Source organism: Aminobacter sp. HY435, from assembly GCF_027568395.1.
GTDB lineage: Bacteria > Pseudomonadota > Alphaproteobacteria > Rhizobiales > Rhizobiaceae > Aminobacter.
Genome location: NZ_JANKZL010000003.1, coordinates 55,276 through 67,701 on the forward strand (window position 1 = coordinate 55,276; position 12,426 = coordinate 67,701).

At 61.8% G+C, this 12,426-nt stretch carries 10 protein-coding genes and 2 tRNA genes; 4 read left to right on the forward strand and 8 right to left on the reverse strand.

Annotated features, from left to right (window positions below):
- Positions 1-59: 59 nt before the first annotated feature.
- The 4 genes from PCJ21_RS03680 to PCJ21_RS03695 form a co-directional block, all read right to left on the reverse strand.
- Positions 60-2,846 (reverse strand): valine--tRNA ligase, encoded by a 2,787-nt coding sequence (locus PCJ21_RS03680; RefSeq protein WP_269930034.1) that lies wholly within the window; start codon positions 2,844-2,846, stop codon positions 60-62.
- A gap of 140 nt (positions 2,847-2,986) precedes the next feature.
- Positions 2,987-3,736: a PopZ family protein gene (locus PCJ21_RS03685; protein ID WP_269930035.1), complete on the reverse strand. Its 750-nt coding sequence runs from the start codon at positions 3,734-3,736 to the stop codon at positions 2,987-2,989.
- A gap of 280 nt (positions 3,737-4,016) precedes the next feature.
- Complete coding sequence (locus PCJ21_RS03690; RefSeq protein WP_442865952.1) at positions 4,017-5,336, reverse strand: TolC family outer membrane protein; 1,320 nt, start codon at positions 5,334-5,336, stop codon at positions 4,017-4,019.
- Between the two features lie 230 nt (positions 5,337-5,566).
- Entirely contained in the window at positions 5,567-6,238 is a 672-nt protein-coding gene (locus tag PCJ21_RS03695; protein ID WP_269930037.1) for a protein-L-isoaspartate O-methyltransferase family protein, read from the reverse strand.
- Between the two features lie 472 nt (positions 6,239-6,710).
- Between PCJ21_RS03695 and PCJ21_RS03700 the strand changes: the two genes are divergently transcribed.
- Entirely contained in the window at positions 6,711-7,634 is a 924-nt protein-coding gene (locus PCJ21_RS03700; RefSeq protein ID WP_269930038.1) for a glycosyltransferase family 92 protein, read from the forward strand.
- Between the two features lie 239 nt (positions 7,635-7,873).
- Here the strand turns inward: PCJ21_RS03700 and PCJ21_RS03705 are convergent.
- Together PCJ21_RS03705 and PCJ21_RS03710 are read right to left on the reverse strand one after the other, a co-directional pair.
- Positions 7,874-7,947 (reverse strand) — tRNA-Cys (locus PCJ21_RS03705).
- Between the two features lie 142 nt (positions 7,948-8,089).
- On the reverse strand, positions 8,090-8,353 hold the full coding sequence (locus tag PCJ21_RS03710; protein WP_269930039.1) for a hypothetical protein: 264 nt from the start codon (positions 8,351-8,353) through the stop codon (positions 8,090-8,092).
- Between the two features lie 200 nt (positions 8,354-8,553).
- Here PCJ21_RS03710 and PCJ21_RS03715 point away from each other — a divergent pair.
- A tRNA-Asn gene (locus tag PCJ21_RS03715) sits at positions 8,554-8,628 on the forward strand.
- A 125-nt stretch (positions 8,629-8,753) separates the two neighbouring features.
- Here the strand turns inward: PCJ21_RS03715 and PCJ21_RS03720 are convergent.
- Both PCJ21_RS03720 and PCJ21_RS03725 read right to left on the reverse strand, forming a co-directional pair.
- On the reverse strand, positions 8,754-9,683 hold the full coding sequence (locus tag PCJ21_RS03720; RefSeq protein ID WP_269930040.1) for a glutaminase: 930 nt from the start codon (positions 9,681-9,683) through the stop codon (positions 8,754-8,756).
- Positions 9,684-9,971: 288 nt separating this feature from the next.
- Positions 9,972-10,106 (reverse strand): hypothetical protein, encoded by a 135-nt coding sequence (locus tag PCJ21_RS03725; RefSeq protein WP_269930041.1) that lies wholly within the window; start codon positions 10,104-10,106, stop codon positions 9,972-9,974.
- Here PCJ21_RS03725 and PCJ21_RS03730 point away from each other — a divergent pair.
- Positions 10,105-11,709, forward strand: coding sequence for an amidohydrolase (locus tag PCJ21_RS03730; RefSeq protein ID WP_269930042.1), 1,605 nt, complete (start codon positions 10,105-10,107; stop codon positions 11,707-11,709). The genes PCJ21_RS03725 and PCJ21_RS03730 overlap by 2 nt on opposite strands.
- A gap of 194 nt (positions 11,710-11,903) precedes the next feature.
- Positions 11,904-12,101: a hypothetical protein gene (locus PCJ21_RS03735; RefSeq protein WP_269930043.1), complete on the forward strand. Its 198-nt coding sequence runs from the start codon at positions 11,904-11,906 to the stop codon at positions 12,099-12,101.
- Positions 12,102-12,426 lie beyond the last annotated feature (325 nt).

The following is a 12,426-nucleotide window of genomic DNA, read 5'->3' on the forward strand; positions in this document are numbered from 1 at the left end:
AGGCAGCCGGAGCGCCTGCCGCAACGTGATGCCGCGGCAGGCATTTCGACTTGCACTTGTCAGCCGGCTTCGCGCACGCGCATCAGCGCGGTGTCGAGCTTTTGTTGCGTGAGGCGATATTCCTCAAGCTTCTCGCGCTCGGCTGCGACGATCTCTTCCGGCGCGGACGCCACGAACTTCTCGTTCGACAGCTTCTTGTGCAGGCGAGCGATTTCCTCGGTCGTCTTGGCCAGTTCCTTTTGAAGACGCGCGGCCTCGGCCGACAGGTCGATCAGGCTGCCCAGCGGCAGGCAGGCAGTGGCCTCGCCGGCAACGATCTGGGCCGAGCCCCTGGGGCCTGCGTCGGCATGTGTGATCTCGCCGACACGCGCCAACCGGGCGATCGCCTGTTGATGGCGCTTGAGGCGCTCCAGCGTTACCTCGTTGGCGCCGACGAAGACCAGCGGCGCGATTGCCGCCGGAGGCACGTTCATTTCCGAGCGCACCGAGCGGATGCCCGAAACGAGATCGACCAGCCAGTTGATCTCCGCGGCGGCAGCAGCGTCCTCGAAGTCCGGCTTCGGCCATGCCGCGTGGCACAGCAGCGACGGACGCTCCTTGCCCTCGCCGGCGGTGTGCGCCCACAACTCCTCGGTCATGAACGGCATCATCGGGTGGAGCAGCTTGTAGATCTCGTCGAGCACGAAGGCCGCGACGGCATGGCTTTCGGCCTTGGCGACCTCGTCGTCCCCCATGAAGATCGGCTTCAGCAGCTCGAGATACCAGTCGCAGAAGGTGTTCCAGACGAAGCGGTAGGCCGCACCCGCCGCCTCGTTGAAGCGGTAGGTGGTGATCGCGGTCGTCACTTCCTGCGTCGCGCGGCTGAGCTCGGTCAGGATCCAGCGATTGACCGTCAGCTTGGCGTCGTTGAGCCAGAACTCGTCATTGCGGGCAACCCCGTTCATCTCGGCAAAGCGCGTTGCGTTCCACAGTTTGGTGCCGAAATTGCGGTAGCCGGCAATGCGGGCCGGGTCGAGCTTCACGTCGCGCCCTTGCGCCGCCATGATGGCGAGCGTGAAGCGCAGCGCATCAGCACCATATTCGTCGATGAGCTCGAGCGGATCGATGACGTTGCCCTTCGACTTCGACATCTTCTGGCCGTTCTTGTCGCGAACCAGCGCATGGACGTAGACCGTGTGGAACGGCTCTTCCTCCATGAAGTGCAGGCCCATCATCATCATGCGGGCGACCCAGAAGAAGATGATGTCGAAGCCCGTCACCAGCACATCGGTCTGGTAATAGGTGTCGAGTTCCGGCGTCTTGTCGGGCCAGCCGAGCGTCGAGAACGGCCAAAGCGCCGACGAGAACCAGGTGTCGAGCACGTCCTCGTCGCGGGTCAGGATCTTGCCCGGCTCGAAGTTCTCGAGCTGCTCCTCGACCCATGCCTTCCACGGCCCTTCGAGCGCGAGGTAGTGCTGGACTGCCGCATCGAGCGCTTCTTCCTCGGTGCGTTCGACAAAGACCTGGCCGTCGGGGCCATACCAGGCCGGGATCTGGTGACCCCACCACAGCTGGCGCGAGACGCACCATGGCTGGATGTTCTCCATCCAGTCGAAATAAGTCTTCTCCCAGTTCTTGGGCACGAAGTTGGTACGGCCCTCGCGCACGCTCTTGATCGCCGGCTTGGCCATCTCGGCGGCATTGACGTACCACTGGTCGGTCAGGAAGGGCTCGATCGGCACGCCGCCACGGTCGCCATGCGGAACCATGTGCTTGTGCGGCTCGATCTTGTCGAGAAAACCGCCCTCTTCCATGATCCTGACGATGCGTTTGCGCGCCTCGAAGCGATCGAGGCCATGCAGTTGCGCCCAAAGCGCTTCACGCAATTCGTTGCGTTCGACGCCTTCGAGGAACTCGTCATTGTCGACGATGTTGATGTTGGCCTCGACCGTCAGGACATTGATCTGCGGCAGGTTGTGGCGCTTGCCGACCTCGAAGTCGTTGAAGTCGTGCGCAGGCGTGATCTTGACCGCACCGGTGCCCTTCTCGGGGTCGGAATACTCGTCGGCGACGACAGGGATCTTGCGGCCGACGATCGGCAGCACGACGTTCTTGCCGACGAGCGCCGCGTAGCGCTCGTCGTCGGGATGAACGGCAACCGCGGTGTCACCCAGCATCGTTTCCGGCCGGGTGGTGGCGACGGTGATGTAGGTGCTCGAATCCTCTGGATCGTAGACCTTGCCTTCCACCGGATAGCGGAAGTGCCAGAGATTGCCATTGACCTCGTGCTGTTCGACCTCGAGGTCGGAAATCGCGGTCAGAAGCTTGGGATCCCAGTTCACAAGGCGCTTGTCCTTGTAGATCAGGCCCTGCTTGTGCAGCGTGACGAAAACTTCGACAACTGCCTTGGACAGGCCTTCGTCCATGGTGAAGCGCTCGCGCGACCAGTCGCACGAGGCCCCCAGCCGCTTCAGCTGGTTGAAGATGATGCCGCCGGATTCGTCCTTCCATTCCCAGACGCGTTCGACGAACTTCTCGCGACCCATATCGCGGCGGCCCGGCTGCTGGCGCTCGCGCAGCTGCCGCTCGACCACCATCTGGGTCGCGATGCCGGCATGGTCCATGCCCGGCTGCCACAGCACGTTCTTGCCGCGCATGCGCTCGAAACGCACCAGGATGTCCTGCAGAGTGTTGTTGAGCGCATGGCCCATATGCAACGAGCCGGTGACGTTCGGCGGCGGAATGACAATGGTAAAGGGTTCGGCGCCCTCTACGGATCCAGCACCCGCCCTGAAGGCGTCCGCTTCTTCCCAGGTCTTGGCGATCTTCGGTTCGACGGTCTTTGCGTCGTAGGTCTTCTCAAGCATTGGAATGGGTTCCGTTTGGTCCGGATTGTCTGGTCCGGTGTAAATCGGATGGGTGGGAGTGAGTCAACAGCACGGCCTGACGCAGCCAGAAACGACAACGCCGCCCGAAGGCGGCGCGTTCCATTCGCAAGCAGACGATTTTATTGCGCGCCGCGCGCCACGCGCTCAATCTCCTCGCGCACCAGCCTTTCGACCAGCGTCGGCAGATTGTTGTCGAGCCAGTCCTGGAGCATCGGACGCAGCATGTCGGCAGCGATCTCGTCAAACGACTTGCGGCTGCGCGCCGCATAGGCATCGTTGAGCTCGCCGAATGCCGCCGTAACCTGGCGGGCCGGCTGTTCGGAGATGATCGCAGCCTTGCCTGCGGCTTCAATGGCAGGCGCGGCTTCGACAGGGCTCGCAGCCGGCGGGGTGGCGACCACCGGCTGAGGCGCGGCAAGGGCTTCTGGCGACGGATCGCGAACCGGGCCGGCAAGGCGCTCCATCTGCTCGACTGCGGCAGTCGACGTCGGCGCCCAGCTCTGGGCGACGCGCGAAGCGACCGGCGCCTCGGCCCCACGGGTTTCCGGCGCCAGCGGCCGCTTCGGTTCGATCGTCGGCCACGGCGTGGCCGCGTTGTCGTCTTTCTCTTCGACGGGCTCGGACCTGGCAGTAACGTCGGCGCGCGTTTCAGCGGCTGGTACGGCATTCTTGCCGGCCTGCAGTTCGGCCCTGAACGCCTCGACCTCGATGACATTGCGCTCGGCGCGGTCTTCTTCCGGCTCGGGCCGCATCTGACCGAAATCGACCGCCGGACGCCGCCCGGTGTCGTTGTCCTCGATGATCCTGCGGATGGAGGCGAGTATCTCCTCCATCGAAGGTTCGCGCTGAACGCTGCTAGCTTGGGCCATCGTCACATCCGCCGCCTTTGTGACAGTCACACTACCCGCCCGCAGAAAACGGGCTTCGAATCAGACTCTTAGCGTAGCCTACGGATTCCCTTGCGAGAATCCCCAATCCGGCAGCGCTGTCGATTTCAACAGATTAGAGGCGACTGGCTTGCGCGTGGCTGTCGCAGCCCGAAATCTGGCGCCCTCGGCGCGGCAGCGTGTCACCAGGGCGGCAAACGAAAACGGGCGCCCATCGTATGCAGATGAGCGCCCGCAATGCGATTGGTCAGTTCAGCTGCGCTCAGCGGCCATCCGGCGTGCGCAGGCCAATCCACTTGTCCTTGACGGCGTCGTAGTGCTCTTTCGGATTGTACTTGGCCACCTGGAGACCGAGACGCTCGACCGACAGATTGCCGACCGCCGAGAGAATGGCGTAGCTCGCGACAACGACATCGCGCTCCGAGGTTGCCAAATTGATCTGGGCGGTGATGACGTCAGCCTGCGCATTCAGCACGTCGAGCGTCGTACGCTGACCCACATTGCGTTCTTCGATGACGCCGTTGAGAGCAAGCTGCTGGGCCGCGACAAGCGCGCGGTTGGCGGCAACGCTTTCTCGTGCCGCAGTGTACTGCGTCCAGGCAGACGTCACGGCGGCGCGCACGCTGTCGCGGCTGACATCGACTTCGATGCGTGCCTGGCCAAGCGATTCCTTGGATTGGCGAACCTGCGCCGAGACGCGGCCACCCTGGTAGATCGGCACGGTCAAGGTGGCACCGATGCTTGCCGACGTCGACCAGCCATCGGGCGATTGAGCGTTGGAAGGTGAGTTGTTGCGATTGATCTGCGACACGCCAGCCGATGCCGACAGCTGCGGCAGCAGGGCGCCTTCGGCCGACTTGACCGAGAACCCGGCCGCATCGACCAGATGTTCGGTCGCCAGGATGGCCGGGTGCTGTTCGGCGGCAGTGGCGGCGGCGCCGTCGAGGCTCTTGGGCAGCAGCTTGCCGAGCGGCGAAGCGGCCTTCAGGTTCTTGGGAGCGTCGCCGACGATCTGGCGATAGATGGCCTCGCTGGAGAGCGCCTGGGCGCGGGCGGCCGCAAGCTGGGCGATTGCCGCGGAGCGCGACGCGTCGGCCTGCGCCACGTCGGTGCGGGTGCCCTCGCCGACATCGAAGCGCGACCGGGCCGCACGAACCTGCTCGGTAAGGAACTGGAGGTTGCGCTCGGTCAGCGCGGCAACCTGGCGATCACGAATGACATCCATGTAGGCGCTGGCGGCGTTGAACAGGATGTTCTGCTCGGTGTTGCGCAAGCTCTCATTGGAGGCGCGGACGCGGGCTTCGGCGGCCGAGACGTTGTTCTTGGTCTGGAAGCCGTCGAACACCGACTGGCGAATTTCGACGCCGAACGAGCCCGTCGTCAGATGGCTGGTCGATGAGTTTCGACGCGTCGTCGAATAGTCAATGCTGGCCGAGCCGTTGATGGTCGGACGCCAGCCGGATTTGGCAATGGCGACGCTCTCGTCGGTGACCCGCACGCCGGCGCGGGCCGAATTGAGCTGCGAGTTGTTCTGGTAGGCCTTGGCGAGTGCGCCGAGGATCGTTTCTGCCGATGCGGTCATTGGCGAGAGCGCCGTGGCAGAGACCAGCGCTACGGCAAACAGGCTTTTTTGGAAAAACGACACTACGCGTCCCTCATTCGTTCTGCGGCGCACTGTCCGGAGACAGCAAATATGCCCCTCGCCCAGCCCAGCCAATTACGCCAATTCAAGACTATTGCGGTCCAGAATCAGTCGCATACGTCCGGTCCTTAGATCATCACGACGCGTGGCGCACCGCAAGAAAAAGGCGATCAGAACTGAAACTCGCGTGCGCGATTGAAGCCGGGTAGTGGCTTAACTGCCGCATTAAAGGCCTTGCGAGGCGTCACGGTAGCGCCATTCTTGAGATAAACGGCCGCCACGCCGGCATTTCCATACCCTTCGACGGCAACCAGGCGGCCGCCTTGCTTGAGCTGGGAGAGCAGCGCCTCGGGCACCTGCTCGACCGCACCGCCGACAAAAATCACATCATAGGGCGCTTCGGCGGCATAGCCGGCAGCCAGCGCCCCCGACACAACGACAGCGTTGTCATAGCCCAAAGCCGACAAGGTCGAGGCCGCGCGTTCGGAAAGGATGGCGTCGCTTTCGAGCGCGATCACCGAGCTTGCAATGCGCGACAGCACGGCCGCGGAATAGCCCGTGCCGCAACCGACATCCAAAACGAAGTCGCTCGACTGAATCTCCGCCAGCTGCGCGAGCTTGGCAAAGGGCGACGGCTCCATCAGGTAGCGCGGCTCGGCATCGGCGGTCGCCGCGTAGCGCAGGTCCTCATCGATATAGGCAAGCTCGCGATGGGCGCTGTCGACGAATTCCTCGCGCGGCACCGAGAGCATGGCCGAGAGAATGGCGGCGTTGGTCACATCGGTGGTGCGGACCTGTCCGTCCACCATCTTGACGCGACGTTCGGAAAAATCTGCGTTCATGTCCTGACCGATCCGCCTTCAGCGCGAGATGCGCAGCTGCCAGTGCATGATCCAGGCCATGCACAAACTCCATAAGCTACGGCGTCATTGCGTGACCAGACCTGGCACGCGGCGCCGCAATCCGCCTGACTCCGGCCCTCGACGGCGGAGGCCGAGGAAACTGGAGGCCTCGCCCGGAGCCGTCAAAAGTGAATTCAAGCACCTGCTTAATGGGCCGTTTGGCAAAAATCCATAACACAGTCAATCGAAGACTTGGACGCCCCACCCCACACCCTGCCGGAACAAAAACCACGCTTGGCCTCAGCCGTCGCGGCGCATTGCTATCCCCCATGATCGCTTTGCCCGGACGCGACGTTTCGGCGATTGACATCAGGCAAAGAGAATTGACGAAGCTGGTTGACCGGATTGGCGTTACAGATTCAGGCGCCGGCGGCGTTGACGGTAGCGCAACCAGTCGCTATGCAACCTAGCGATGCATCGACTGGCAATTTGTACTGTTGTCAAGAATGAAGGGACCTACCTGGCAGAGTGGATTTCTTACCACTGGCTACAAGGGGTCACGCTGTTTCGGATCTACGACACGGGCAGCACGGATGGCACGCTGGAGTTGCTGTCACGGATTGGCAAATCGATCCCCATTGAAATCGGCACCTGGCCTCCAGCAGGCAGCGACGGAACTCAGCTGTGCGGATTTCGAGACGGGACGAAATGCCTTTCCGGCCGAGCGAGATTTGTCGCATTTATTGATCCGGACGAATTTCTCATCGCAAAAGACTTCCAGTCATTGCCCAAGGCACTGAAGCAATTCGGCGACGCTGCGGCAGTAGCTTCTTGCCAGCGTGTCTTTGGCTCCAACGGACATGAGGAGCACACTGAAGGACTCGTGATCTCGCGCTTCACTCGACGTGCCAAGCAAGAGACAATGAGCCACTGGACCAAGATTATCGCAAGGCCAGAGCGGATCAAGGAGTGGACCTCCTCACACTCGGTGGAATGCGACGGCATGGTGCTCATGACCGATGGAACCGCGCGAACGGCAACAGGCCCACACCCAGGTTGCGTCGACACCCCGGTGGACGGGCAACTGTGGCACAACCACTACATGCTAAGATCTTTGGCAGAATTTCGCGAACACAAGCAAACACGTGGGTCGCTTTCAGACACAGCGACAAACAAGCGATTTTCAGACAGCTATTTCATCAACATAGATCATGTCGCCAACGTCGTCGAAGATACAATGCTCGCCAGTCAGGCGGGTCGGGTAGCTGTGCTCCTGTGGGTCATCCAAAGACCCGCGATTGGCCGCATTGCGACGTTCCCGAAGGTGATTGAGCGAACCGTCAGAGCTTGGGTATGGCGTTACAAGTCCCGAAAATGGCGGCAACGCCAAAACTAGACGGGCTCTCATCCCGGCCATAGGTTCGTTGCGACCTGGCCGCCCTTTTTGCGCGACGGTCGGAAAAATCCGCGCTCATGTCCTGACCGGCCCGGCTTCGGCGCGAGATGCGCAGCTGCCAGTGCATGATACAGGCCATGCACAAACTCCACAAGCTACGGCGTCATTGCGTGACCAGACCTGGCACGCGGCGCCGTAGTGCGCCTGATCCGGTCCTCGACGGCGGTTGTCGAGGAAGCTGGAGGCCTCGCCCGGAATCGAACCGGGGTGCAAGGATTTGCAGTCCTCTGCGTAACCACTCCGCCACGAGGCCTCGCCGCTTCAGGCGTCTACACGGCTCCAATAGGTTGCCAGGATTCCTCCGTCAAGCGGGGAAGAATTTTTCTCCATGGTTTTGGTTGGACAACACGCCGGGACATCCGGTTCGCGCAATCATGCCCCTGCCCGGCCGAGCGTCAGGACAACGGACGCTTCCGCCGCTCCCACCAGACGATCAGCCTGCGGCGGGAGCGACGCACGACGTGGAACTCATGCGACAGGACCAGCAGGCCGAGCGGAATCATCCAGAAGCCGAGCACCGGCAGGAAACCGAGCAAGCCCAGAACGCAAAGGGCTATGCCGAGACCTATGCGGACGCCGCGCGATTGCGGCATGGCGAACTCGCGGCCAAGGATGGAAATCTTCCGCCTCGGCTGCTGTTGAGGTTTGTATGACTTCATTTTCCTGGCATGCCCGGTTCGTTGTCTGCGCCCGAACGACGCGCCGACCGCGCGCAAATCCTTGCAAAGCCGACATATGAGCGCGCTTTCCGACGATTACCAGAAATGCTCCGGTGAAAAACTTCGGAAAAATTTCGATTAGCGCTTTGCAAATCGAATTACCGTTGCTATACGCCGCCTCGTTCACAACAGAGCGCTGTTCCCCGGTAGCTCAGTGGTAGAGCAACCGGCTGTTAACCGGTTGGTCGCTGGTTCGAATCCGGCCCGGGGAGCCACTTTTCTGCTCAAGAACGTTTCTCAAAAATCCAACCGCAGGCTGCCCGGTAGCGGCGCGCAAGAATCGTCGTGCCACACGGCAATTCGGCGGCAAGGCCTGGGCGTTCAGCGCGATCCGCATCGCTCAGGACGAAAAGATCGACCAGTTCATCCTTCTGGTCAGTTGCTCGAGGGCAAGCGAGCCCAGCATCGAATTGCCGTTCTTGTTCAATCCCGGCGACCAGACGGCGATGGAGGCGACGCCCGGCACCACGGCCATGATTCCCCCACCGACGCCGCTCTTGCCCGGAATGCCGACACGAAAGGCGAATTCGCCCGAACCGTCATAGTGACCGCAGGTCAGCATCAGCGCGTTGATGCGGCGGGCGCGCTCGCTCGACACGACCGTATGGCCCGATGATTCGCTGCGGCCCGAATTGGCCAGGAATCGCCCGGCACTCGCCAGCTGCCGACAGCTCATCGCAATCGCGCAGTGATGGAAATAGACGCCAAGCGTCAGATCCGGCTCGTGGTTGAGGTTGCCGAATCCCTTGAGATAGCTGGCCAGCGCGACATTGCGGTAGCCGGTGGCGCGCTCCGATGCGGCGACATCGCGGTCGATCACGATCGAATCGTCGTCGGCAACGGAACGGACGAAGCTCAATATCTCGCCGATCGCCTCGCGCGGCTGATGCCCGGCAAGCAGGATGTCGGAAACGACGATCGCCCCGGCATTGATGAACGGGTTGCGCGGAATGCCGTGCTCGATCTCAAGCTGGACGATCGAGTTGAAGGGCGTCCCCGACGGTTCGCGTCCGACACGCTGCCACAGCACGTCGCCAACCCGGCCGAGCGCCAGCGCCAAGGTGAATACCTTGGAGATGCTCTGGATAGAGAACGGCTCCTCGGCATCGCCCGACGTCATCACCTCGCCATCGTTGAGAGCGACCGCGATGCCGAATTTCGCCGGGTCGATCTTGCCAAGCTGAGGAATATAGGTGGCGACCTCGCCGCGGCCCTGGCGTGTCGCCATTTCCGCAACGATCTCGTCAAGGACGTCCTGCAAGCCCGGCATCGCTTTCCCCGCTGTCTCGCGGCCGATTCGACAATCGCCCGTCCCCTGTTCTAGCCGAGGCGAAGCAGGCCACGCCACGCCTATGGCTTGCCTGGCAATTCAGGGGCGCACTCGACCTTGCCGCCCAAATTAACTCAAAGCTGGAGGTGATCCAGACCGTGGCCGCGAGTGGTCCAGTTGCTTACCTTGAGTTGAACGCAAATTCACCTCAGTAACCGGTATGTGCATACAGCAGCAATTTTGCTTACTACTGACAGCAATCCCGAGCCATTCTGCGCACATATTTTCCTAAATTCCCGAGAAGTAGAAAATATTCTTGCCGAGCATTCCAGCAGCGCACATCATCGCAGCTGCCGTAACGTCAAGCACCCCTGGGAACACGGGCCTGGCAGCGGCGATGTCGATCAATGGGAGATTTTTCATGAAGCGCGTCTCATTTTCACGACTGGCCTTCGCCGCGTTGCTTGCGGCTTCCACCTCCACGTATGCACTGGCCAACGAGCAGAAGGCGATGAGCGCCGAGCAGGTCGCGGACCTCAAGAAGCGCGCCGTCGAAGGCGTCGAAGCCCGGGCCAAGCTCGCGCAGGAAATGACCGATTCGATCTTCAGCTTCGGCGAACTGGCCTTCCAGGAGGTCGAAACTTCCAAATACATCACCGACATTCTCGAGGAGGCTGGCTTCACCGTCGAGCGCGGGGTTGCGGGACTGCCCACCGGCTGGGTGGCGAAATGGGGCTCGGGCGAACCGGTCATTGCACTCGGCAGCGACATCGACGGCATACCCAAGGCCTCGCAGAAGCCGGGCGTGGCCTATCATGATCCAATGATCGAAGGCGCGCCGGGGCATGGCGAAGGCCACAATTCGGGCCAGGCGGTGAATGTCGTCGCAGCGCTGGCGCTCAAGGACATCATGGAGAAGGACAAGATTGCCGGCACCATCATGCTGTGGCCGGGCGTCGCCGAGGAACTGCTTGCCGGCAAGGCCTACCTGGTGCGCGACGGCGTCTTCAAGGATGTCGATGCCGTGCTGTTCACCCATGTCGGCAACAATCTTCAGACCTCCTGGGGCCAGGCCAACGGTACCGGCATGGTCTCGGTCGAATACACCTTCAAGGGCGAATCCGCCCATTCCGCCGGCGCGCCATGGCGCGGCCGCAGTGCACTCGACGGCGTCGAGTTGATGAACATCGGCTGGAACATGAAGCGCGAGCACCTTCGCCCCGAGCAGCGTTCGCACTATGTCATTCCCGACGGCGGCGACCAGCCCAACGTCGTGCCATCTGCCGCAACGGTCTGGTACTTCATCCGCGAGCAGGATTTCGACAACATCTCGAAGAATTTCGAGACCGCCAACACCATCGCCGAGGCGGCGGCCAAGATGTCGAACACCACCGTGTCGCGGCAGATCATCGGGACGGCGGCCCCTCGCCACTACAACAAGCCGATGGCGGAGGCCGCCTACGCCAACATCAAGGACGTCGGCTTGCCGACATGGACTGATGACGATCAGGCCTTCGCCAAGGCGGTGCAAAAGACCGTGAGCGCCAAGGAGGATGGCCTCGCAGTCAAGCTGAAGGAACTCATGCCCCCGCCGGAGAAGCCCGAGAGCGGTGGCTCCGACGACATCGGCGATATCTCATGGGTGGTGCCGACAATCACATTGAACTACCCGTCCAACGTCCCCGGACTGCCCGGCCACCACTGGTCGAGCGCCATGGCCATGGCAACGCCGATCGCCCACAAGGGCGTGGTCGCCGGCTCCAAGGTGGTAGCCATGACCTCGATCGACCTTTTGACCAATCCGGAGCTTTTGGCCAAGGCAAACGAGTACTTCCAGAACGAACAGCAGAAGGGCCAGAAATACGTCCCCATGCTGGGCGCCGACGACAAGCCGCAGATCCAGAAGAATGTGGAGATCATGGCGACCTTCCGGCCGCAGATGGAGAAGTTCTACTACGACCCGTCGAAATACCCGAGCTATCTCGACCAGTTGGGCATCAAGTTCCCGGTACTCGAAAAGAAGTAGCGGCCTCTCCCGGCGCATCCATCCTGATGCGCCGGGATCCACCCCTACCGCATTTTGTGCTGCGCCTTCGCCTGCAAAGCGGCGGAAGCATGAAACTTGTTTCGCTACTTTTCACGTATCAATCACGATGCGGGCAACACGGGGCTGTTACAAGCGGCCGCTAATTTAGCTTGGATAACACCGGAGAAACCGTCATGCGATTTTCAGAGGTGCGTGAAACTCTCAGGACCATGGGCGTGGTCGTCAGCAAACGCGGCGAGACCATCCGCCTCAATCATTTCGGCGGGCTTGAAGACACTGCCCGCTACACCAACAATCTCGAACAGGCTCTGGCACTCGGACACGAGATCGCCTTGCCCCATCGCCGCAGCATTTCGGGACGCTCCGCCTGACGCGGCCATCCTAACAGCGTACTCGCCTTCCTGACCGATGCCCGAAGACATTCGGGCATCATTTGCCTCCAGGCGCCCCCACAGCCATTTTGAAGGCTGCCCTCCCCCCGACGATGCTTTTTCTCGCGCTTTGACGTTTCGCTCACGGCGCGATCACTGCGCGGGTCTATCAATTGGCACAAGCAAGACCGGGATGGAGTTTCCGGTCGCCGACGCCGCTGGGGAAATGCAGATGCTGCAGCAAACGCCAAGCTTCGAATGTGTGCCGATACACGCATCCGTAGCCTTGCGATTGGGTGATTCCAACTTACGGTATCAAGACCCC

Bases quoted from the DNA above. Each gene is read 5' to 3' on its own strand.
- PCJ21_RS03735 (WP_269930043.1), top strand. From the start codon at position 11,904: ATGCGATTTTCAGAGGTGCGTGAAACTCTCAGGACCATGGGCGTGGTC.
- PCJ21_RS03720 (WP_269930040.1), bottom strand. From the start codon at position 9,683: ATGCCGGGCTTGCAGGACGTCCTTGACGAGATCGTTGCGGAAATGGCG.
- PCJ21_RS03725 (WP_269930041.1), bottom strand. From the start codon at position 10,106: ATGAAAAATCTCCCATTGATCGACATCGCCGCTGCCAGGCCCGTGTTC.
- PCJ21_RS03680 (WP_269930034.1), bottom strand. From the start codon at position 2,846: ATGCTTGAGAAGACCTACGACGCAAAGACCGTCGAACCGAAGATCGCC.
- PCJ21_RS03700 (WP_269930038.1), top strand. From the start codon at position 6,711: ATGCATCGACTGGCAATTTGTACTGTTGTCAAGAATGAAGGGACCTAC.
- PCJ21_RS03730 (WP_269930042.1), top strand. From the start codon at position 10,105: ATGAAGCGCGTCTCATTTTCACGACTGGCCTTCGCCGCGTTGCTTGCG.
- PCJ21_RS03710 (WP_269930039.1), bottom strand. From the start codon at position 8,353: ATGAAGTCATACAAACCTCAACAGCAGCCGAGGCGGAAGATTTCCATC.
- PCJ21_RS03695 (WP_269930037.1), bottom strand. From the start codon at position 6,238: ATGAACGCAGATTTTTCCGAACGTCGCGTCAAGATGGTGGACGGACAG.
- PCJ21_RS03685 (WP_269930035.1), bottom strand. From the start codon at position 3,736: ATGGCCCAAGCTAGCAGCGTTCAGCGCGAACCTTCGATGGAGGAGATA.
- PCJ21_RS03690 (WP_442865952.1), bottom strand. From the start codon at position 5,336: ATGACCGCATCGGCAGAAACGATCCTCGGCGCACTCGCCAAGGCCTAC.